Genomic DNA, 22,069 nt, shown 5'->3' with positions numbered 1-22,069 from the left:
GCCGTCTTAGGATTACGATCTGCAGTCGATCTAATAAACGCAGGCAGCATAAAGTTTAAAAGGCCCATCATTGGCCAAAATTGTTTGGCTAAGTACCCTGCGACGCAGTAGCTATTTGGGCGTGGCATCCCAAACACGGCCCGAAGCGGTACCATCTTTAGGTGGATTAAACACTTCTACCGCCATGACTTGATAGGTCGGATCGTCACTGGCATCAAAGTTATTCATATCTGGCAGTATCCAACCGCTATCGGCCCATGCTTTGACATGATCAGCAAAAATAATCTCTCGACTTTCACCCAAAGGAAGAGGCTGATTGGGTTTGCTCCAATACTGATAAAAGGTGGATGGACCATTAATTGAAGGCTTTTGTTCACGCAAGGTACGGTAGCTTGAATACTCCACACCATTACTCACAAAGGTTTTACCAAAGACACCATTCTTGCTCGGCTCATAAGCATCTGACCATCTTTGTAAGATGTAATACTCCACTAAATGCGCGGGATCTGTTTCTGACATAGTTTTATCATAGCCCCAGCCGTATACCGTAATAAAGTTAGCGCCGCTGTCCTCGCTGAAGTTATAGCCAATCACCCGGTTAATATCGCCATAATGCCAGCCTGGGCCACCAACGTAATTATAACCGCCACCTTGCCAACTCACATCAAAACTACCGTCCAACTGCATAGTCAAAGAGGTGGTGCCACCGTCTTTCCAATGGGTAAAAAATAAGTCACCAATATGGCCTGTAGCATGATTTTGACTAAGAGTTGTATTCTCGGTGTATTGTTGTGTATATGCCTGAAATTTATTAATGCCATCCACTGGTGTTTCTGCTACCAGCTCGTTAGTTGATGGTGAAGATGTATCTTCAGAAGAACAGCCAACTGCACCACATATAAGCCACAAGACCATCGCACTTTTCAAAAAATAATTTTTCACCTTACTCCCCTCACTTTTTGTATTCGCGTTGACACCCTGATTGTTTAAACACATAGATCAAATGCAACGATTCAAGGTCGACTGTTTTCGTTTTTATATTGTTAGGCTATCTCGTCAGGTGCAAAACATTCAACTACCTTAAGTCGTTTTAGCCTTACAGATTTTTATCTGTGTATCTCCATACTCTTCTTAGGGCCTACCTTTTGGTGATATCTTTGATGCAGTGACTAAGTTGCTCTTGTAAAAATATCGGTTTAATTTTACCAAGGGCAATGTTAGCTAATTTAGCTGAACAAAATTGCTTACTCCTACAGCAGATAAACCTACATTGCACACAAGCCCCCGTTGCGGTTCGTGTATTATTGAATACTTGTGTGAATTTAAGGACAAAACTGAGTAGTATTGGTTTTTGTACACTCACAAATCTAAAACTAATAATTGGTACTCATTTCACTGGAGAACTCATGCAACAACTGAAACGCCTTACCATTGGCGCTGTGTTAAGTATTTTTAGTGCGCAATTACTGGCGGCACCAGCACTAATTACAAACGAGCAAAAACAAACTGCGACACAACTCATGCAAACCGCCCTCAAGAGCGACTTAGGCATGGAAATAGTGACATCACTTACAACAGAAATTGGTCCCCGTTTAGGCGGCTCAGAAGCGGAAAAACGCGCAAGAGACTGGGGCTTAAAGCTAGGGGAAAGCTTGGGTTTCGATAAAACCCAAGTTGAAGAGTTTACGATGCCATTTTGGGATCGAGGCCATTTACATATATCCCTTACTTCTCCTTACCAACAAGAGTTATACGGTACTGCATTAGGTGGCGCTGCGCCGACCAAAAAAAGTATTAATGCCGATGTGGAATATTTCAGAGATATTCACGCATTGGCGGAGATTAAAGACAACAGCCTCAAAGGTAAAATTGTATTTATCGATGGCGATATGATGGTTAAAAGCCAGACCGGCGCAGGCTATGGTCAAGCTAACCAACGTCGTCGAATAGGCTGGCAACATGCACAACGTGGTGGTGCCAGTGCTTTAGTCGTTCGCTCTGTTGGCTCAGACTCTCATCGATTCCCCCATTCAGGCATGATGAGTAAAGACGGCGAAAAGTGGGCTGAGATTCCTGTTATCGCCATTTCTAATCCTGATGCCGATCACCTTCGTCGTTTACATAATCTAGGCAAACCGCTTTCCATATCACTTCATTCAGAATCAAAATGGAAAGGCGAAGTCAGCAGTGGCAATGTCATTTTAGATTTAATTGGCAGTGAAAAGCCGGATGAAATCGTCTTAATTGGTGGCCATTTAGACAGTTGGGATCTGGGTACTGGAGCAGTTGACGATGGCGCAGGTATTGCGATTACCACCGCGGCGGCGGCCCTGATTGCCAAGCTACCCAAACGTCCTAAGCGTACTATTCGTGTGGTCATGTTTGGCGCAGAAGAAGTTGGTCTGCTTGGCGCATTTGCTTATGCAAAACAACATGAAGCTAATCTAAATAATCATGTGCTGGCGACTGAATCTGATTTTGGGGCGCAAACCATTTGGCAATTGGAGTCGAACCTCAACCCACAAGCCACTTTATTAATCGATGAAATAGCTAAAATTTTATCTCCTCTTGGCATTGTCAGAGGCGGGGCGGATGTGCCAGGCGGCGGGCCTGATATCATTCCAATGGCCGCCAAAGGCGTACCGACTATTCGTTTAAACCAAAACGGCCGCGACTATTTTGACCTGCACCATACGCCAGACGATACCCTAGATAAGATTGATCCCGATGAACTAGCGCAAAACATAGCGGCATACGCAGCGAGCATCTATTTGATTGCAGATTCAGACGTAGAGTTGAAACCCTAATACTTTGCTAGCGGGCGACACCTTGAATCGCCCGCTGATTTGCACTGAAAGTGTGTATGTTAACCTTACTGCGACTCAAGCATCATCGAAGACTTATGTGAATTTGCAGATAAACTGGTGATTAAGCTTTGTTGATTTAAACTAAAACACTGCACACTATAGCCAAACAACTTAATAATGCAGGATGCAGTAAAAATTAAATCAATTAAAAGGTAACGTTAATCATCATGACGATACGTTTATGTACTTTTTGCATGTTGATGTGGTGTACATCACTCCTAGCCACAGATACCGATTTAGCCAGCATTGACGACTCTGCTATCGGTAAACTGATGGTTTACATACAAGAGTCTGATGCCGAGCTTAGTGCCACTGAGGCATTTAAGGCCTTTACTCAGTCACAAAACAACTCAAGTTATATTCCACAAGTCATTAATAGTTCAGCAATATCCTTTGGTATTGGCACTAAACCAATCTGGCTATTTATCTCGTTGCATAACAGTAGTAATACCCCCCTAAAACGAAATATATTGGTTGATAACATTTGGGTAGATAAGCTGGATTTTTACTTTTTCAAAGACTCAACAATTACAAGCCGCTATCAACTGGGTGACGCTTATCCCTTCAAACAACGTTTAGTGGATTCGCGCCTGTTTGTGGTGCCCTTTGAGTTCCCCCCAGGCACAACACAAGTCTTAATCAGAGTAAGCACCCCAGATTCAATCAGCTTGCCAATTTATTTATTGAGTGACCAACAGTTAACAGCCAAAACTGAATACCATGCTTACAGCTATGGCTTGTTATATGGCGCTATAACAGCATTACTGATCTATAACCTTATTTTGTTTTTTTCCTTAAAAGACCGCCGCTATTTATATTATTCGGTGTTTTTAAGCTTTTTTCTGGCGATGAATTTTGCCTACACAGGTCATGGTTTTAGATGGTTATGGCCAAACAATACCACCTGGCAAATGTGGTGTGGATCCAGCCTAATTCTGTTATTTAATATCAGCGGCTTGGCTTTCGCGCGGCAGTTTTTAGAACTCAAACAGCACTTTCCTAGGCTCAACAGAGCCATATTGTATTTAGCTGTTGTGGCACTGAGCTTATTCACTCTGACGGTGCTCGCATCCAGCAATATTACCGCACTATTCATTGCAATGAGCTTTACCTTGCTCTACCCAATTATCATGGTGAGTTTAGGCTTGTTGTCCTTAAAGTTTGGCTATCAAGCAGCCTACTATTTTTTGATTGGCAGCATATCAGCGGCCATTGGCACCTTTATCACCGCCTTAAGTGTATGGGGCTTGATACCCTTCAACGAGTTTACCTTCAGAGCAGTTGAAATTGGCATGTTGTTAGACGCCGTACTGCTAGCATTGGCCTTGGCAGAATTGGTCAGAGAATCAAAACTTAAAAAATCTGTGGCAGAAAGTATTGCCCTGCTAGACCCCTTAACCGGGCTTTACAATAGACGCGGTTTATACAAAAAAATAGCACCGATTTGGGATGACTTTTTAGCGCGCAATCAGAGCGTTTCAGCCATCTTACTCGACATCGATAAGTTTAAATTACTGAATGACAAATATGGCCATTTTTTAGGTGATAAGGTGCTGGAAAAAATTTCTTTTATCATTAAAGAAAACGCCAGAGTGGCTGATATTGCGGTGCGTTGGGGTGGAGAAGAGCTGCTTGTCGTATTGCCCAATACCAACATAAGCAATGCCGTGTCTATTGCGCAAAGAATACGCAAACAAATAAGCCAAACTGAATTTGAACTGGCCGATAACAAAGTCATTGTCACTGCCAGCTTTGGGGTGGCCGAACTGTTGCACGAAACCAGTGTAGATGAATTAATTAAAGCTGCTGATGTGCAGTTATATTGTGCTAAAAACGCTGGCCGCAACACAGTGTATGCAAAGCACAATACTCTTGCAGAAAATCAACAAGCCTAAACATCACCGTTAATTTTAACTACCACTTCCGCAATAATATCAGCTTAACTATAATGGGCCGACATCTGCTTAAGCATGGCATTAAACTGCTCAGTGACTTCGGTTTTTAGTGCACTAACCGCCTGACTATCTTGGTTTTTTGCGCTGGCTTCTAGTTCTATCATCACAGCATTAAAACGTAAGGCGCCGACTTCCGCAGATAAACCTTTAAGCGAATGGCTAATACTATGCACCTGTGCAAAATCTTGTGCAGTCATGGCACTTTCGAGCAGGGCAAACTTTTCAGGTGCAGCGACTAAAAACATCTGGGTAATACGATCAAGTAAGGCCTGATTATTCATCATACGCACTAAACAAGCACTTTGATCCCAAACAGCTAAGGGTAGTTGAGTTGTTGCAACTTTCTTATCATCCGGTGCTGCTGTTGTCTCTTCCATTTTTCTATCTCCTGTTAAAGGCTGTGATTTTTTGTGTTTAGTAAGTCGGTCAAATTCTGGCAAGGTCCATTGTTTGATTTTGTTTTCCAATACCTTGGGCACAATGGGTTTAGTCATATAATCATCCATGCCAGCCGTTAAGCATTTTTCACGCTCGCCCGACATCGCATTGGCCGTCATCGCGATAATGGGCACCGTTTTATATGCTGCCCCCGCTTCGCCCCTTCTGATCGCCTGAGCACATTGATAACCATCCATTTCAGGCATATTACAATCCATAAAGACACTATGTATATGTTGACCATTTACCCGCGTTTTGTTGAGTATGTCTAGTGCAATACGTCCATTTTTTGCCCTAAGTATATTGGGGCTAATTAAGGATAAATAGCCGGAGGCAACTTCCAAATTAATATCATTATCATCTACTAATAACACATAAAGTTGTGGATTATACAATGTTGAATTGGCCACCAAATTACCATTCACTTGGTCCACGTCATTTACGCTATAAACCGAAGCACTAGGATCAAATCGATAAATCAGTTCGTTGATGGTTAAGGGTTTTGTCAGTACAAGGATTTTTTCATTGCGACTTACATCCCATTCCATAAAGGGAGATTGTAAGATCACTAGAGTATCCAGCAACTGAGTATCAAGCCAAGTTTGAGCAAGGCGTAGTTGTTGGGAAAACTCCTTGTTTGCCTGATCTATCACTAACAGTTTAATAAGATCTGGCCGATTAGGTCCGTGCTCAGGTGGTGTATCAGAGGTAACATCAAACAAACTTGCGCCTAAGTGCACAAACATATTGGCTACAGCGTATTGCAATACTGTATTGTCTACCCATAAGGCAAGTTGCTGGTTAGTCAAGATTGCTAAGGGCTTGAATGACTTACATTGCTCAAGCGGGAAGGCTACCTGAAAGCGGAAACAACTGCCCTTGCCTTTGGTTGAAGTGAAACTGATATCGCCATCCATCATGTTAGTCAAACGTTTACAGATGGATAAACCCAGCCCCGTGCCACCAAAATCAGTGGAGATAGTGCTGTCTTCTTGAGAAAAGGCTTCAAATAATTTATCTTTATTTTCCTCTGCAATGCCCCTCCCCGTGTCACTGACCGCGATATCTAAAATAACCTTGTTATCACGCTCAGCGCTAAAGGCCACTACTGCAACATGTCCTTGTTGCGTAAACTTAATGGCATTACTTAACAAGTTATTTAAAATTTGTTTGAGTCTGTCCTCGTCGCCCACCACTTGTGTGTGTACTACACCACTGGCATCTAAAATAAACTCCAGCTTTTTATCTTGTGCTTTTACCGCCATGGTAAGGGCGCAGTTTTCCAACACCCCCATAGGGTTAAATGGCTGGTTATCAAACTCGAGTTTACCCGCTTCAATTTTGGATAGATCCAGAATGTCATTGATCAAACGCGCCAAAATATTGGTGCTTGAATCCATCAGATCCATTAACTTTTGTTGCTCAGTAGTTCTGGATAAACGCTTGAGTAAATTCAAACTACCAATAATCCCATTTAAAGGTGTGCGCATTTCATGACTTACGGTAGAAATAAAATCACTTTTAATGCTACTGACTTTAAGTGCTTTTTGACTGGCAATTTCAAGCTCGGCCGTTCTTTCTTGCACTTTAATTTCGAGCATATGGTTGGATTGTTGAATTTTTTCTTCTGCTTCTTTTTGCAGACTAACATCTCTGATGAGAGCCACCACACCATTATGACTGGCGTCCTTGCTCACAATTTTTGACAAGTTTATGGATAAATGAACCACATCTTGCAGCTTATTTAGGCAAGAGGTTTCTATCGCCTCTATTTCACCTGAGGATAATAATCGTTTGATATTTGGCGCCATTTTTGTGCCTTGCAACAAAGCAAGCTCGTCAAATTGTTGGCCCAAAGCTTGTGACTCAGCAAGGCCGAAGATGATCATTGCAGCGTCATTCCAACTGGTGACAACCCCAGAATGAGTCATAGAGACGATGGCATCTTTAGAACTGTCCACAATGGCGGCAAAACGAGCGCGAGTCGCAGATAATTCTGCCACACGATTGATATGACGTTGATAACCAAAAATCACCACAAACAATATCAATAAAATAATGATGGCAAACGAATAGGCAAACAGACGTTTTTCTAACATCAAGGCAGCGATAACACTTTCAGGGGCACCAATGATAAGGTTCATGTGGGTTTGTTTTGCCCCACCAGAAAGTGGAATATTGGCCTGTGCAAAATAAAAACCACTCCCCTGCTCTAACGATATAACCTTAGTTAAACGGCTAAAAGCGTCACTTGGCTGCTGTTTATAACTCGTTTGCCAGCGATAACCACTGGCTAAATCCTGACTAAATAAATATTTTTTATTGGGATGCTGGATAAAATAACCATCTTGGGTGGTTAATATCGGAAAATAAGGTGCTGGGGTATTTTCGAGCAACTCATTAATAAGGCTACTGGCATCAACATTGATAATTAAAAAACCAAATGGCTGCCCATCTGAATAGAAAATGGGTGTTGATATACGAATGGTAGGTCGATAGGGTAACTCTAACTTTCCATGTTCGCGGTTAAGCTGAATTTGCGAAATATAAAATTGTCCGAGGGCTAAACCACGGGTAGCCGAATAATAAAATTCATTGGCCTTTATTTGCATGTCAGGTTCTGCAACCGAGCTTATTTGTCCCGCGTCACGATTAACTCTAACCAGTTCTTTACCTTGTCCTTCAAAACTAATGACTCGTAACTGGTCAACGTCAGTATTATTTTTAATGTAGGCGGTAAATATAGTCGCTAGACGACTTTTCCATTGTGCTGTGCTGGTATTGTCAACTGGATCATGGCCGTGATTTTCTGCAGCGCGAACTAAGCCGATTACCGGGGGTGTTTCATATAAAAACAATAGGGTTTTACGGTGTCTGGTTAGAGTTTCGGTTAATACGTTCTCGGATACTTTAAGGGCATTATTTAGGTCATCTGTTATTTCATCATCTGCGCGGCTCACTATTTTACTGTCTAACACGGTGGCCATAGTGAATATCACTAACAATAAAATCACTAGGCTTGTTGTCATAAAATTCAGGATGAAACCTGAACTATATTGTTTAACCGACAGTTTGAAGCCTAGGGAGAGCATTTTTAACTTACACCACAGACTTGATTTCGACCTTGTGTTTTAGCTAAATACAACTGTTTATCGGCTAACTTAATCGTGTCGTCTAAGGTCATTGAATCACTCGTCGTATATGTAGCTACGCCGATACTCACCGTCACACGGCCAAAGGATGACTTAGGATGGATAATTTTACAGTCGCCAATTTTGGCAATAATTGCTTTGGCAACATGCATTGCTCCCTTAAGGTCGGTATCAGCCAGTAAAGCAATGAATTCTTCTCCTCCAAAACGTGCTAACTGATCAGTTGAGCGGTGCAGTGCTTGAGAAATAGCATTGGCAACCTCACGTAAACAAACATCACCCTGTACATGGCCAAAGTGGTCGTTATAAAGTTTAAACCAATCAATATCGACCATTAGGATACTAACGGGTGTATGACTACGTAGCGCTTGTTTTTCGAGCTTGGGAATAATATCGTCTAAAAAGTGGCGGTTATAGACCCCTGTTAATTTATCCACATAGGTGAGTTTTAATAACAAATCGGTTTGAAATTTATGGGTTAAGTGGGCTCGTACTCTATTACATAATTCTATACCATTAACTGGTTTAGCCACAAAATCCACACCACCCGCATCCCAACATTCACTTTGTTCATGCTCGTGTTGTACGGCAGTAATAAAAATGACGGGAATATGGGAAATGGCTTCGGTATCTTTGATCAAGCGACAAGTTTGAATGCCACTCATGCCCCCCATCATCACGTCCATCAGGATCAAGTCAGGACTAAGAGTAAAGCATGCTTCAATCGCTGCTTCGCCCGAATTAACACTGGATACCTTATATAAGTCGCCCAGTACATGGGACATAATTTCACAATTTATTGGCTCATCATCCACTATCAGTATTCGAGCCTCAGATAATGAGCGGGCATATTTTGCCTTTAGGTGATCCATTAAATAAATCCTGTTAATTACTAATATATGATAGACAAAGACATAGACTTAATTGTTGCATCATCCACGGGAAAATCCAACGTAATCACTAAATTACTAACCATGTTCAGGAAATAAAAAGATGATAATTGCCTTACTCTGCAGATATTTAGCACTCATCCACCTGGATATTTCCCCTCTTTAGCGCTACGAGTTCGTTTATTTCCAAGATAACATTTAAGCTTTTGTTTGGTATCGTATAACATAATAAACTCAATACCGCCTTGTTGCTCCAGACATAAGCCCGTAATTACAGGAAAATCAATAAATTCATGGCTATACAACCTAATGATGACATGCCCAAAATCACTTTAGAAAAAGATGATCTAGAGTCTTTTCAAAGAAATCGGGCCCAGGCCACTAAGTCAAGCTCCAGTAAAATCAAGGCCCAAGACGATACACCACAAAGTTCATCACGTTCTCCATCGTGGTTTATGTTTATTTTGCTATTGGCCTTACTGGGGGCGGGTGCGACGTATTGGTCGATGTCGCAGCATAAATTGCTGTTGGCATCACAACAACGCATTAGTGATTTAGAACAACGCCTGTCAGCTACTGGTGAAGAGATGGATCAGTCAACGGTTGCCCTAGGAGTTAAGGTAACTGAACTAAGTAAAAAAACCGAAGAATTGTGGGAGCAGATGGATAAATTATGGGCCTCTGCTTGGCGCCGTAATCAATCCGATATTGCCGACATCACTAAAGCCGTCAATGGACTCAAATCCTCAAGTGAAAATAGTATTAAAACCTTAAGCACTAAACTAAGCAGCCAAGAATCTGCTTTGAGCAATACAAGCAGCCAGCTAAACGACTACGCCACGAGCTTTCAACTACTGCAAGAATCACTGGATCAAATTAAACAAAATAGTCAAAACACCGAACAACAGCTGGCTAGCTTACGGGAAAAATTAATTTCTAGTGCGTTGGGTAACAATAATCTGACTAACAAAGTTGATGATTTAGACAGCAAGTTAAAAGCCTTAGAAAAGAGTGTGGCACAAAGCAAGGTAACAACCCCAGTACCAGCAACGCCTTAATTGTCTACCCCAATAGCTAATCATCAGTTAAAAAAATAGAGCGTAATCGCTCTATTTTTTTATTTTGGGATTAAGCAAAACAACTATTCAGCGTTTTGCGCTGCGTATTTTTCTGCGGTTTCTTTAACTATGCCTTGTAATTCACCTTGTTGCACCATTTCTAAAATGATGTCGCAACCACCAATTAACTCACCATCGACCCACAACTGTGGAAAGGTTGGCCAATTTGCATACTTAGGTAATTCAGCACGAATATCTGGGTTTTGCAGGATATCAACATAAGCAAATTGCTCACCACAAGACATGAGTGCTTGAGATGCCTGAGCTGAAAATCCGCAGCTAGGAAATTTAGGCGAGCCTTTCATATACAATAAAATAGGGTTTTCTTTAATTTGCTGTTGGATTTTTTCAATAGTTTCCATAAGTTCGCCTCAATAATGGGATGCGGGAGTAATGGGTACTAGTTTAGCGTTTTTCAAGTAAGGTTGGAAATCATCTGCTTAGATTTATATCAGCTAAAATAAACAAGTTGTTGGAGGGCATCATCAAGTTAGTATGACAAATCTTGCAATTTTGTAGTCTTAGCGGTCTTGAATAATTTGTCACTGTCGCCATATAAGACAGATTGCTCGATTTAAGCTTTAATTACTTTTTTATAACTAATAAGCAGCTGGTACTTTTACTCTTAGCAATAAAAGTCTAGCATTTAGCGTTAAACGATTTTACGCATTACTCAACACCCAAATGGAGAATTAACATGGCTTTTGAACTACCTGCGCTGCCTTATGAAAAAAACGCACTAGAACCACACATCTCTGCTGAAACCTTGGAATATCACTACGGTAAACATCATGCTACCTACGTTGCCAAGTTAAATGGCTTAGTCGAAGGCACAGATATGGCCAGCAAAAGCCTTGAAGAGATTGTGAAAACCTCTGAAGGTGGCGTATTTAATAACGCAGCACAAATTTGGAACCACACGTTTTACTGGAACTGCTTAAGTCCAAACGGCGGTGGCGAACCCACTGGTGCACTAGCTGCAGCAATCAATGCTAAATGGGGCTCATTTGCAGACTTCAAAGCAGCATTAAACGATAAAGCGGTTAACAACTTTGGTTCTAGCTGGACGTGGTTAGTGAAAACGGCTACTGGTTCTTTAGATATCGTTAATACTAGCAACGCTGGCACACCTTTAACTGAAAAAGGTGTAACACCTTTATTGACAGTAGATTTATGGGAACATGCTTATTACATTGATTACCGTAATATGCGTCCTAAGTACCTTGAAGGTTTTTGGGCACTAGTTAACTGGGAATTTGCCTCAGCTAACTTTGCTTAATATCTAGTACAATAAACTAAAGCCCTGTTAATCAGGGCTTTTTTATGTCTGTTATGTTTAAAACACTAAAATGTTTTAGCAATTAGCTGGGCAAAAAACGCTATAATGCCAAACACCATTTCAATTCAGGGCAGCAATATGAGTACAACACAAAACAACAATCCCCTGCATGCAGTCACATTACAGAAAATACTCGAAGACTTAGTTGAAAAGCTCGGTTGGGAAAAGATGGCCAAGGCAGTCAAAATCAATTGTTTTAGTAGTGATCCCTCCGTCAAATCCAGTTTAACGTTTTTACGTAAAACCCCATGGGCACGCGAACAAGTTGAGCAACTTTATTTAGCTAAAATTGCTAAACAGCCCAATGCCCCAACGACAACTAAACGTCCCACAACTCAAGAGGCTCCAAACAACGATAGTCCAGCGACAAATGAATTTGTGTGGCCAGAACCGAATAAAAAATGAGTGTCAAATTCAGCGAATTGACTCATCGATACAAGCCCTTTGCTCTTGGGCAATTTCCTAAGTTAACACCTGCGTGTTTTAAATTCCCTGCCCGACATTAATAATGTCGTTCATTTAGCTAAAATGTTTTTTTGCCCAGAAATTTTTGTTTTTACACCGCGATATATTAGCGATTTTATTGTAACTCTGTGGCAAAACCTGTTAGAAAATAGTGGGTGTTTATCATGTCAAAAAATAATAGGAAACAATAACATGCCAACAAAACCTAGAGCCTGTCATTCAGCCGCCAAGTTAATTTGCCGCAATTGGCTTTTTTTGTTTTGTTGTAGCTTAGCCAGTACTTCGCTAACAGCCCAAGAAGGCAATGTCACCCCTTTTGCGGTTAAAGCTGATGACAACATCGTCATTTATCATAATGCCAACGTCCTCGATGAAAATGGCCAAGCCTTTACAGCAAAAATGTCGGTTATTGTGACTGGCGATAAAATTCAAGCTCTAAAACCTGCCAATCAAATCTCTGCCAATGAATTAAAATCGGCGCAAGTGATCAACCTCAGTGACAAATATCTGCTGCCCGGATTAATAGATAGCCACGTGCACTTAGCCACACCGCCTAATGACTTGTTTGCCAAAGCGACAATGCGCCGACAGGCCTATCACGGCATTACAGGCATTCGTATTATGGCCGATGATTTACGCCCTATTACCGAATATGCCAGAGCATCCATCGCAGGCGAGATAGCCGCTCCAGATATTTATTCAGCCGCTTTATTTGCCGGCCCGGACTTTTTTAATGATCCTCGTACTATCGCCGCCAACGGCGGCATCAAACCCGGTACTGGCCCTTGGATGCAGGCCATTAGCGATGAAACAGATTTAACTATTGCCATCGCCAAAGCCAAGGGCAGTGGTGCCATGGCGATTAAACTCTACGATAACTTAAAACCAGAACTTCTCAGCAAAATTACCCAAGCGGCACATCAACAAGGCATGGCAATTTGGGCTCATGGCATGGTATTTCCGACTGAACCTAAAGATGTGGTGGCAGCGGGTGTCGATGTAATTTCTCATACTTGTTATTTGGCTTATCAGGCTTCTGATCCCAAACCTTTAACTTACAAAAACCGTTTTCCGGTCAACGCTGCCCTACTACAAACTGGCGATAATCATTTAATGGAAACGTTGTTTGCTTCGATGCAACAACAAAACATTTATTTGGATGCCACCCTCACCGTTTATCAACAATATGATCAGCGTCTCGCCGCTAATCCACAGATGAGCCCCAAACCCCATTGCTCCTTGTCACTTGCGGCAACACTCACCCAACAAGCCATCAATAAAGGCGTGAAGATAGCCACAGGCACCGACCATATCATGCCACGTAGCTCGGCTTTCCCTGCCCTGTTTGATGAATTGGAACTGTTGGCTAAACATACTAAGTTGTCGCCTTTAGCTGTCATTCAAGCAGCCACCCTAAACGGCGCTTATATACTTAAACAGCAAGACAACATTGGTAGTATAACTGCAGGTAAACTGGCCAATATGTTGATTTTAAATGCCGATCCCAGCGCAGATATCAGCAAGCTCAGAGATCAGTATATGACGGTAAAACGCGGCTTTATGCTTAAACCCCAGGACATGCCAAACATTACTGAGCTGGAAATGCCCGATGAACAATAAACCGCTAATGGGCATCAATATTAGCCGTCGTCAGTGCTTGGGGGGTGCAGCAGCACTGGGAGCCAGTGCGCTGTTAGCTAAATCTGCGCAAGCTACATCCAACTCAACTCAGAAAAAATTAAGTAAACCCATGATTATCAATACCTTGGGTGGCATTGAAAATCCTAATTTAGCCGATATCCCTCATACTCCAGCTAGCATTAAGCTTGACCAACGGGCATTTGACGATGCCAGAAAGTCTGGACTCACCGCCATTAATTTAACCTTAGGTTATGTGGCAGGGCCATATGAGCCCTTTGAACACAGTGTTAGCGAGATAGCCACTTGGGACAGAATAATTCGCCAGTATCCACAAGATTTACTTAAAGTATTTAACGCTAATGACTTGTTGTTGGCCCAGCAGCAAAACAAGGTGGGCATCATGTACGGTTTTCAAAACTGTGCCATGTTGGGCGACAAAGTGGAGCGCGTTAAACTGTTCAGCGATTTGGGCGTACGAATTATGCAGCTTACTTATAATCGTCAAAATCAACTCGGCAGTGGTTGTATGGAACCACAAGACTCAGGATTGACCGCTTTTGGCAGAGACATCGTTAAACAAATGAACCAACACAAGGTTATTATCGATTTGTCCCACAGTGGCGAAAAAACATGTTTAGATGCCATTAACATCTCAGAGCAACCCATTGCCATAAGTCATACCGGTTGCCGTGCTCTGGTGGATTTACCCCGTAATAAAAGCGACCAAGAGTTACGTTTAATTGCTGAAAAAGGTGGTTTTGTCGGCATTTATTTTATGCCTTTTTTAAGCACTAAGCCTAATGCCACAGCCGATGATGTAGTGCGTCATATCGTACATGCGGTCAAGGTGTGTGGCAGTGAACATGTGGGCATAGGCACTGATGGTGGCGTGACAAGTTATGACGACTTGGACAAATACAAACAGGCTCTTAAAAAAGAAAACGCCGAACGAGTGGCTGCAGGCATAGCAGCTAAGGGTGAAGGGCCAAACACCCTGCCCTTTATTGAAGATTTGCGTGGTCCTGAACAGTTTGCCAAACTCGTTGACTTATTAAGTAAGGTCAAACTCACTACCAGACAAATTGACGGCATTCTGGGTAAAAACTTTTATGCATTTACCCAGCGTCTTTGGTAAAGCTTAAGCGTTATTAATTTTACTATTGCGCTTTATACGCCATACACTCCACTTCAAACATGGCATTCATTGCCAGTCCATCTGCGCCAAAAGCACTGCGTGCGGGCAATGTGGTTTTATCAAAGTAAGTGATATAGATATCGCTAAAAGCCTTCCACTGCGCCATATCATCAATCATAACTGTACACTTAAAAATATCTGCCATCGTCACACCAGTAGCCTTGGTGGCGGCTTGAATATTAAGCATAACTTGATGGGCCTGGGTAGCCATATCGCTGGATAACATGCCATCTTTGTCACCTATCTGGCCCGATAAATACACTATATTGCCCACCTGAGTCGCGGTAGAAAAAGGTAAGTTAGGATTAGAGTGAGGATAAAAAGTCACGCCCTCTGCCAACACATTTAATGTGCTAAAAGCCAAAATCAGTACACAGCCTAATTTAATGATGTAATTCATGATTTTCTCTGCTTAATTAAAACGTAGGATTCAATTTGTTGAGTTTAACGATTTTTGCCAAAACACAGCGTTGCCAGCCTGAGGATCTAACTCATAGCCGGAAAAACCATACTTAAGATAAGCAGATTTAGCGATGGCGTTGTTACTCAGCACTTCAAGGGTAACCTTGCAACAGTCCTTAGCTCGGGCGATTTCTTCTACTTTAGCCAGCATCAGCTGACTCAGCCCCAAGCCCCGATAGTTTTGCAACACCATAAGATCGTGAATATTAATCAAAGGTTTACAGGCAAAAGTCGAAAAGGCTGCAAAACAATTTGTCAGGCCTGCAGGTTCACCATCAACAAAAGCTAAGACCGAAAAAGCATGGGGTATTTTAGCCAGCTCATTCACTAAATTACGTCTTACATGCTCAGTTAATGGTTTACCGCCGCCCATAGGATCAGACGCATAAGCATTCAGTAACGCGGGTATAGCGGTTTTATGTTGCTCATTAGCATAATCTGCAATGACTATTTCTATGCTCATTTGACATTCTTTTTTTACAATTTAAAGCTAGCTTACCAGCAAGTTGCTAGCCGATCCCAGCATAAATCTGCTTTGTAATATCTATACAGCTTGTACGGTTTGATTTGAGATAACTCACCTATAAGGTTACTTTTTCTTAAAAAAAACCCACTAGGGCCTTAACCAAAGTGGGTTTAATAAACCAATAGGTACAAGCCCTTTGGCTAGAAATTTATTTATAAAACGCTTCAACAACACCTTTAAAGGTCATTAATAAAGGTTGGCCTTTACGATCCAAAGCCTTAGGTGATGCGATTTTCACCCAACCTTCACTGATACAATATTCCTCAACATTAGTACGCTCTTTGCCATTTAAACGAATACCCACGTTAAGTTCTAAAATTTCTTCCACATAAAATTTACTGCGAGGATTATTTGAAAGGCGATCAGGTAAAGCCGGCGGAGTTGTTGTGTCGTTCATATTGGTGACCTAGATTAAATAAAAAGTGCGACAGTTTAGACAATATAGACGCGGCGCTCAAGCTCGCAATGCGCTGTGTGCGCTTATCGCTTCGCGACAGGGCATGCGCTGCGCTTACGTCATCCATGACGTCTATGTCTCACATCCGAAAGAGCCCGTTACTCTTTCTTCAAACCGCTAACAAATGAATATTAACTGCTAGACCAATTTTTAACCCTATGGGCTAAGCGCACGAGATCGATGGCTTTACCAAAATCACCTTGCATAACACCAACAATGCCATGCATTAATATCAAATTACGATCGGGATATTGTTTAGCCGAATTGAGCATAAGGTTTAGCTCTGTGGCGGCCATCTCAAAACCATAATCATGATAAATCTGCAGTAGTTTTACCGAGTGTTCTTGCCTGTCGAGTTGACGCAGCACTGGCTCATAACCTAAGGCTTGGATCATCGACTCAGCAAGCAACCATACCGACCAAGGGTTTTGCCCGGTGACGAGCTTGTTATCGACTACAACTTGTTCTAGATAATTTGGCCCGCCGCTAAACCTTGCTCCTTGTTGTTGTAACTTACTCTCGAGTAAAAAAGGAAAAATCGTTGCTGCCTCGGGGATCAAAAAAAGCTCTTCCGCATTGGTAAAACTCACCACTTCCCTGCCTTGTAACATCGGTGCACCATTACTGAGACTCACATTTACCAAGGCTGCCGGACCATGGCAGACTGCACCTATCACTTTGCCTTGCTCAGCATAATTCTGCACCAACTGCTGAATCGCCTGATTATCAGGAAAGTCAAACATGGCACCTTTACCACCCACAAAGTACACCGCAGCATAATTATCAGGATCAACTGTGCTCAATGCCAATGAGTGACGAACTTTGTTTTGCGCCAGTTCATCGTTTAAAAAGGCATAATCCAATTCGCCCATGTCATCATTGTCGATAACAACAGGGGGACGGCCCCCTAAGGGACTGGCGATATCAACCGCAAAACCATTAACCTCAAAGATATAATAAGCTCGAGATAATTCTGTGAGCTCATAGCCGGTATATTTGTCCGTATCACCCATTTTGTTGGTACTGGTGACCACGATTAAAATGCGCCCGCGTTTAATATCAACAGCATGTTTTAGATATTCAAGCTGGTCAGGCTGTGTGGCTTTTAAGGCAGCAATATCTGGGTGTTTTTCAACTAAGCCAAAAAACCAATAGCCTGAACCAATGATAACGATTACCACCAACAAAATTGTCCACAATACTTTTTTCCACATAAGCTTGTACTCCCAAATTAATTCGGGAGTAGCTTAGTGTGCTAGCGGTGAAGAGCAGGTGAAATTTGGGGATTTAAGTGATTTAAATTGCGCCGAGTGTTTCGAAAGTAATGATAATCAAAAAATTATTTTCAGTGTTGTTTGCATGCAGCTGCCAGCCCATGCTACTTGCGATTTTTTCAGCAAGACGTAAGCCTATTCCTTCACGCAACCGATTGTTGCCAACATGGGAGTTTTCAATATGGAGTTGCGGGTTGCTGTATCGAAATACCACATCGCCCTTAACACCATGTTGAGCGGAATTTTCCAACAACACTTTAAGTAATAATCTTACTAACTGAGCGTTGCCTTGTACGGCGAGGGTTTCTGGCAACACAATTTGTGCTTGAATTTCAGCTGCCTCTAACAACGGAAGTTGCTCTAAAACCGCATCTTCAATGATGGGAAGAAGTAAAAGTCTTTCACACTTGACATGTTGTTGACGAGCCAAGGTCAACAATACATCAACTACTTGTTGCATCAATTGCAATTGTTGTTGTAGTTCGACGTTATCCCCTGCTTGCCAGCCTCGATGGTGAGCTAACTGCAGCAGGTTATTGATGACCGTCATAGGTGTGCGTAGTTCATGACTGACATCACGGGTAAATTCGGTTTCACGCTGTAATGCAAAACTCAACTCATTCATCGTGCTTTGAATGGCATTAGCCAAATAACCAATTTCGTTATTTTGTGTGGCAGCAGACAATGTTATCTGACTGTGGGTGTGAGGATATTTGGCAAGCTCATCAGTGAGCCTAACCAAAGGCCGACTGGTATAATTAGCAATTTTAAAGGCAATCCATGCCGCTAAAGCAATAGCAAACAAACTGATATACAACATGAGCATGCTAATTTGCCCACGATGCTGACTTACCGTCAGCAAACTACTCACTTCAGCCAATAAATAAGAAGGTTTGTCAGCCAACAGAAATTGGCGAAGATGGTAATGGCTTTGATCAGCGGTGAATATTTCTTGTATATTGGGGCGCAATTGCAAGGCCTCAACAATGTTTGAGGGCATTGTATTTACACTCTGATGAACTGAAAAATACGGGTAGCGAGGAAACATACTGGCATTATCGGCCTGTTGCAGATAGCTAATCTCTTGCATCAACAAACGGTCAATCAGTTCATCTTCAATGACATAGGCAATAACAAAACTTCCAGCAGTAAAAAGTGCGCCAAGCAACATCGTAAAGCCGACAAACAACAATATGGTTCTGCGTCTTAAGGGATGTTTAACTGGCATCTATCCGATATCCAAGCGATAACCTACATTGGCTACCGTCAATAACATTTTATGTTCAAAGGGTTTATCTAAGGCGTTACGCAAAGCATAAATATGTGATTTTAAGGCCTCAGTCTGCGGCGGATTGTCTTGCCATATCTTATGGCTCAACATCCTTTTTGAAAGAGCCGCAGGATGCACCAACATCAGTTCATGGAGGATCTTAAAACCAATCTGCGTCAGTTTAATTTCACGCTGTTGACGAGTGACTTGCTGCTGGTTGTTATCCAAAGTCAGCTCTCCTAAACTCATTTTCGCTTGGCGATGTAAGGTATGACGGCGTGCCAAAGCTTCACAACGCAGGACCACTTCACGTAAATCAAAGGGTTTAGTCAGATAGTCATCTGCACCTTGGTTAAAACCACGCACTTTGTCTGCAAAACTGTCTCTGGCGGTTAACATTAATATGGGTGGATTATTAGGCGCTAGTTGCTTGATGGTTTCACAGACTTGTAAACCATCCATATCGGGTAAATTGAGATCTAATAACACCACATCATATAAATTGTCCTGTGCCCACTGGATAGCCTGTTTGCCACAGTGGGCATGTTCGACCTGCCAAGTGTGAAGGTTCAAAAACTCAGCCAATTGACGGGCTATTGTGTGATTATCTTCAACCAATAAAATATTCATGTAGTTATCAAATATGACAGAACCGCATAAGACTAGCTTAACCCAAGTGAAATATCGGTGAAATACCGCATGTCATCCATGACGTTGGTGTTTTCTAAACTCGGCAGGTGTAATGCCCTTTTTGTCCTTAAACACTTTATAAAAGGTATTTCTGTTGTTAAAGCCAGCTTGATAGGCAATGTCGCCAATAGAATTTTCGGCTCCACCTTGTGTGAGTAAACTAAGTGATTCTTGATAGCGTAATTCATTTAAAAAATCATAAAAAGTCGTGGCGTTGTGTACGTTAAACAACTCAGAAAGTTGATTTCTAGTAACGCCTAATAAGGCAGCCAATTTGCTAAGGGAAATATCATCATCTAGATGGGGTTGATGGGATACGACTAACTCTGCCAATTGCGCATTTAATTGTTGCGCCGCCTCAGAGCTAAGTTCAACGTTTCTAGGCATTTTAAGGTCGTCTTCATTTTCTTTACTCAAAGAGGCGGGCGAACACTGAAAAATTTGCGGTTGATGTACGGTAAACAAAGCAATAATACAAACGTAAACATTGATACAACAAGCGATAAATGCCGCTATACGTAGGTCAGGAAAGCTATTATTGTAAAACATTAAAATAATACTGACATCGAGCACAATGAGAGCAAAAAAACCAAAACTAATAAAGAGTAGCCAAAAATAGCGGGAATTTTGATGGCCACTAAGTAGGCGTGAAAAACGCGTTTTTTCAACATAAATCAAACGAATAGTTATGCCGATGTAAAACAGTGTGTAGGCAAACAATAGACTATAAAAAGTCAGGGATTGATCTGTCAGTATCGCCCCAAACTGCTTATCAATATTAATAAATAAACTCGGGCTCAAATGCAAACACACAGCAGGCCAATGCAAAGGATGCAATAAGGTTTTTTTAACTAACAAATATAACAAGGGGCCATATAACCAGGTTAAATTCTGACTCACTATTTGCAATGCGCTAAAGGGCTCACGTTGAGTTAATTGGATATAAGCATTGATTGAAGGTACTAATAACACTGCAACAAATATAATTAATATGGCATTGCTTCTGCGATTCGCATTTTTCATAAACAGCAGGTTGGAAAAGGTCCACAATCCAATGCTCGCTGAAAATATAAACCAAACTTTGAGTAATTCCTCTATCACAGCACCCAAACAAACCACTCCATGAACAACCCTATATTTATGCCTAATTGGCTTAAGCAAATTCGAATCTCGCTTAAACCATCTCAATTAAACCACTGTAAATAAAGCAAAGTGCAATGTGCTTTTATATTGCCAACAAACTATTCACTATCAAAGCTGCTAAAGGTACCGGAAAATACAATCAAACCGTCTGCAAAACTTTGGTACCAAGTACCAGAAAAAGCAGTCTCATAGTGATATATCAGGGTATAGGGTGCAATATAATTAAGCTCTGGAATAGTCTGTAAGGTCTGCTCCACCTGCACCTTAGGCGCTACCATTGTGGTTTTATAGCTGCCAAAATGATCGACAGTGCCCGGACCATAACCCTTGGCGGTATAGGTACCATCAGCTAAATAAAACTGCAATATAACCGCACCAGCAGCGGGATAAGTGCCAGTAGGTAAAACCTTACTGGTTGAATGCAATACCGTTAATACCAGCGTTTTACCACCCTGAACTTTAGGCACCAAGGGTTCCAGCAGCAGCGACGTTTTATGCGTAAAACTAAAATGGCCACTGATGATGGTATCACTGTTGTCAAAACGACGTTTCCATTCACCTTGAGTCGGGTCACTAAAATGGTAAGTCGTTTGGCTCTTTTGCCCTGTTGCGTGGTCCACTGATACTTCTTTAACTTTATTGTGACTTACGTCCTTAACCGAATAATTAGCGGCTCCTGTTAAAAAACGTTCGTCCCCTACTCCTGAATAAGTCAGCTTGTTTTTATCGATGTAATGCTGAACCACAACACCTTTATTCGGAACATCACTGATATCGGTGCCACTCACTGTTTCTATTTGCAACACTAATTTTCCGCCTATTAACTCGCGGGCCAAATGTGACTTTGAAGCGTTTGCTTTAGCATGACTCGGATCGGCGATAGCGATATGGGTAAACAGACCTCCAATTAGGATAACGATGATGATTAATATTTTGTTCAATAATAAATTGTACGATTGCATGATTAATGTTCCTTGTTTAGCTGCGCTCAATATAAGCTGCGGACAAAGCTTGCATCAAAAGAAGTCGAATCCTGTAAATCTCTGTCGAAAATGACAAATTCAGCGTATATTCACGCCATTTTGTGGTGCGGTAAGCCTCTCAGCTAAAGCGTTACATTCGCTATGATGTTTTTTACAACTTAAGTCGTGTCTGTTGAAAATAGAAGAAAGGCATTTACTACTTAT

Annotated in this window: 19 protein-coding genes; 7 read left to right on the top strand and 12 right to left on the bottom strand. The window is 41.7% G+C overall.

The annotated features are described in order from the left end of the window. Nucleotides 1-111 precede the first annotated feature (111 nt). A complete protein-coding gene (locus AX660_RS13410) occupies nucleotides 112-942 on the bottom strand; it encodes a glycoside hydrolase family 11 protein (RefSeq protein ID WP_235594742.1) in 831 nt (276 codons plus the stop codon). 464 nt (nucleotides 943-1,406) lie between these two features. Between AX660_RS13410 and AX660_RS13405 the strand changes: the two genes are divergently transcribed. Together AX660_RS13405 and AX660_RS13400 are read left to right on the top strand one after the other, a co-directional pair. Then, a complete protein-coding gene (locus AX660_RS13405; protein ID WP_068377767.1) occupies nucleotides 1,407-2,807 on the top strand; it encodes a M20/M25/M40 family metallo-hydrolase in 1,401 nt (466 codons plus the stop codon). A 227-nt stretch (nucleotides 2,808-3,034) separates the two neighbouring features. Next, nucleotides 3,035-4,762 (top strand): sensor domain-containing diguanylate cyclase, encoded by a 1,728-nt coding sequence (locus AX660_RS13400; protein ID WP_082768906.1) that lies wholly within the window; start codon nucleotides 3,035-3,037, stop codon nucleotides 4,760-4,762. A gap of 44 nt (nucleotides 4,763-4,806) precedes the next feature. Here the strand turns inward: AX660_RS13400 and AX660_RS13395 are convergent, their stop codons facing one another. Both AX660_RS13395 and AX660_RS13390 read right to left on the bottom strand, forming a co-directional pair. Next, on the bottom strand, nucleotides 4,807-8,289 hold the full coding sequence (locus tag AX660_RS13395) for an ATP-binding protein (RefSeq protein ID WP_162266421.1): 3,483 nt from the start codon (nucleotides 8,287-8,289) through the stop codon (nucleotides 4,807-4,809). 65 nt (nucleotides 8,290-8,354) lie between these two features. Further along, nucleotides 8,355-9,284, bottom strand: coding sequence for a GGDEF domain-containing response regulator (locus AX660_RS13390; RefSeq protein WP_068377763.1), 930 nt, complete (start codon nucleotides 9,282-9,284; stop codon nucleotides 8,355-8,357). Nucleotides 9,285-9,595: 311 nt separating this feature from the next. On the opposite strand from AX660_RS13390, the gene AX660_RS13385 reads away from it, so the two are divergent. Beyond that, nucleotides 9,596-10,360 carry a hypothetical protein gene (locus AX660_RS13385; RefSeq protein ID WP_068377761.1) on the top strand — a complete coding sequence of 255 codons (765 nt, stop codon included), beginning with the start codon at nucleotides 9,596-9,598 and terminating at the stop codon, nucleotides 10,358-10,360. 83 nt (nucleotides 10,361-10,443) lie between these two features. Here the strand turns inward: AX660_RS13385 and AX660_RS13380 are convergent, their stop codons facing one another. Then, a complete protein-coding gene (locus AX660_RS13380) occupies nucleotides 10,444-10,782 on the bottom strand; it encodes a Grx4 family monothiol glutaredoxin (RefSeq protein WP_068377759.1) in 339 nt (112 codons plus the stop codon). A 335-nt stretch (nucleotides 10,783-11,117) separates the two neighbouring features. Here AX660_RS13380 and sodB point away from each other — a divergent pair, with 335 nt between their 5' ends. The 4 genes from sodB to AX660_RS13360 all read left to right on the top strand — a co-directional run bounded on the left by sodB (nucleotide 11,118) and on the right by AX660_RS13360 (nucleotide 15,000). Further along, nucleotides 11,118-11,699 (top strand): superoxide dismutase [Fe], encoded by a 582-nt coding sequence (gene sodB / locus AX660_RS13375; RefSeq protein WP_068377756.1) that lies wholly within the window; start codon nucleotides 11,118-11,120, stop codon nucleotides 11,697-11,699. Nucleotides 11,700-11,837: 138 nt separating this feature from the next. Further along, nucleotides 11,838-12,164 (top strand): VF530 family protein, encoded by a 327-nt coding sequence (locus AX660_RS13370; RefSeq protein ID WP_068377940.1) that lies wholly within the window; start codon nucleotides 11,838-11,840, stop codon nucleotides 12,162-12,164. Between the two features lie 252 nt (nucleotides 12,165-12,416). After that, nucleotides 12,417-13,844, top strand: coding sequence for an amidohydrolase family protein (locus AX660_RS13365; RefSeq protein ID WP_157884338.1), 1,428 nt, complete (start codon nucleotides 12,417-12,419; stop codon nucleotides 13,842-13,844). Beyond that, complete coding sequence (locus AX660_RS13360) at nucleotides 13,834-15,000, top strand: dipeptidase (RefSeq protein ID WP_201027446.1); 1,167 nt, start codon at nucleotides 13,834-13,836, stop codon at nucleotides 14,998-15,000. The genes AX660_RS13365 and AX660_RS13360 overlap by 11 nt, the downstream gene beginning before the upstream one ends. Before the next feature lie 22 nt (nucleotides 15,001-15,022). Here AX660_RS13360 and AX660_RS13355 read toward each other — a convergent pair whose 3' ends face one another. The 8 genes from AX660_RS13355 to AX660_RS13320 all read right to left on the bottom strand — a co-directional run bounded on the left by AX660_RS13355 (nucleotide 15,023) and on the right by AX660_RS13320 (nucleotide 21,844). Then, nucleotides 15,023-15,460, bottom strand: coding sequence for a RidA family protein (locus tag AX660_RS13355; protein ID WP_082768904.1), 438 nt, complete (start codon nucleotides 15,458-15,460; stop codon nucleotides 15,023-15,025). A 30-nt stretch (nucleotides 15,461-15,490) separates the two neighbouring features. After that, nucleotides 15,491-15,985, bottom strand: coding sequence for a GNAT family N-acetyltransferase (locus AX660_RS13350; RefSeq protein ID WP_068377754.1), 495 nt, complete (start codon nucleotides 15,983-15,985; stop codon nucleotides 15,491-15,493). A 211-nt stretch (nucleotides 15,986-16,196) separates the two neighbouring features. Beyond that, complete coding sequence (locus AX660_RS13345; RefSeq protein WP_068377752.1) at nucleotides 16,197-16,445, bottom strand: DUF3297 family protein; 249 nt, start codon at nucleotides 16,443-16,445, stop codon at nucleotides 16,197-16,199. A gap of 191 nt (nucleotides 16,446-16,636) precedes the next feature. Next, entirely contained in the window at nucleotides 16,637-17,719 is a 1,083-nt protein-coding gene (locus tag AX660_RS13340; protein WP_068377750.1) for a type 1 glutamine amidotransferase domain-containing protein, read from the bottom strand. An 82-nt stretch (nucleotides 17,720-17,801) separates the two neighbouring features. After that, the gene (locus AX660_RS13335; protein ID WP_068377749.1) at nucleotides 17,802-19,007 is read right to left on the bottom strand and encodes a sensor histidine kinase; all 1,206 of its coding nucleotides are present in this window, start codon (nucleotides 19,005-19,007) and stop codon (nucleotides 17,802-17,804) included. Further along, nucleotides 19,008-19,679 (bottom strand): response regulator transcription factor, encoded by a 672-nt coding sequence (locus tag AX660_RS13330; protein WP_068377747.1) that lies wholly within the window; start codon nucleotides 19,677-19,679, stop codon nucleotides 19,008-19,010. A gap of 72 nt (nucleotides 19,680-19,751) precedes the next feature. Next, entirely contained in the window at nucleotides 19,752-20,840 is a 1,089-nt protein-coding gene (locus AX660_RS13325) for a helix-turn-helix domain-containing protein (protein ID WP_235594748.1), read from the bottom strand. Between the two features lie 140 nt (nucleotides 20,841-20,980). Next, a complete protein-coding gene (locus AX660_RS13320; protein ID WP_068377742.1) occupies nucleotides 20,981-21,844 on the bottom strand; it encodes a hypothetical protein in 864 nt (287 codons plus the stop codon). Nucleotides 21,845-22,069: the final 225 nt, after the last annotated feature.

This window comes from Paraglaciecola hydrolytica (assembly GCF_001565895.1).
In the GTDB taxonomy this organism is placed as follows: Bacteria; Pseudomonadota; Gammaproteobacteria; order Enterobacterales; family Alteromonadaceae; genus Paraglaciecola; species Paraglaciecola hydrolytica.
Note: the sequence above shows the minus strand (reverse complement) of the source record. Positions and strands in the feature narration are given on the sequence as shown.

Excerpts from the sequence above, each read along its gene's own strand:
- AX660_RS13405 (WP_068377767.1), top strand. The coding sequence starts at position 1,407 with ATGCAACAACTGAAACGCCTTACCATTGGCGCTGTGTTAAGTATTTTT.
- AX660_RS13400 (WP_082768906.1), top strand. The coding sequence starts at position 3,035 with ATGACGATACGTTTATGTACTTTTTGCATGTTGATGTGGTGTACATCA.
- AX660_RS13395 (WP_162266421.1), bottom strand. The coding sequence starts at position 8,289 with ATGACAACAAGCCTAGTGATTTTATTGTTAGTGATATTCACTATGGCC.
- AX660_RS13390 (WP_068377763.1), bottom strand. The coding sequence starts at position 9,284 with ATGGATCACCTAAAGGCAAAATATGCCCGCTCATTATCTGAGGCTCGA.
- AX660_RS13385 (WP_068377761.1), top strand. The coding sequence starts at position 9,596 with ATGGCTATACAACCTAATGATGACATGCCCAAAATCACTTTAGAAAAA.
- AX660_RS13380 (WP_068377759.1), bottom strand. The coding sequence starts at position 10,782 with ATGGAAACTATTGAAAAAATCCAACAGCAAATTAAAGAAAACCCTATT.
- sodB (WP_068377756.1), top strand. The coding sequence starts at position 11,118 with ATGGCTTTTGAACTACCTGCGCTGCCTTATGAAAAAAACGCACTAGAA.
- AX660_RS13370 (WP_068377940.1), top strand. The coding sequence starts at position 11,838 with ATGAGTACAACACAAAACAACAATCCCCTGCATGCAGTCACATTACAG.
- AX660_RS13365 (WP_157884338.1), top strand. The coding sequence starts at position 12,417 with ATGCCAACAAAACCTAGAGCCTGTCATTCAGCCGCCAAGTTAATTTGC.
- AX660_RS13360 (WP_201027446.1), top strand. The coding sequence starts at position 13,834 with ATGAACAATAAACCGCTAATGGGCATCAATATTAGCCGTCGTCAGTGC.
- AX660_RS13355 (WP_082768904.1), bottom strand. The coding sequence starts at position 15,460 with ATGAATTACATCATTAAATTAGGCTGTGTACTGATTTTGGCTTTTAGC.
- AX660_RS13350 (WP_068377754.1), bottom strand. The coding sequence starts at position 15,985 with ATGAGCATAGAAATAGTCATTGCAGATTATGCTAATGAGCAACATAAA.
- AX660_RS13345 (WP_068377752.1), bottom strand. The coding sequence starts at position 16,445 with ATGAACGACACAACAACTCCGCCGGCTTTACCTGATCGCCTTTCAAAT.
- AX660_RS13340 (WP_068377750.1), bottom strand. The coding sequence starts at position 17,719 with ATGTGGAAAAAAGTATTGTGGACAATTTTGTTGGTGGTAATCGTTATC.
- AX660_RS13335 (WP_068377749.1), bottom strand. The coding sequence starts at position 19,007 with ATGCCAGTTAAACATCCCTTAAGACGCAGAACCATATTGTTGTTTGTC.
- AX660_RS13330 (WP_068377747.1), bottom strand. The coding sequence starts at position 19,679 with ATGAATATTTTATTGGTTGAAGATAATCACACAATAGCCCGTCAATTG.
- AX660_RS13320 (WP_068377742.1), bottom strand. The coding sequence starts at position 21,844 with ATGCAATCGTACAATTTATTATTGAACAAAATATTAATCATCATCGTT.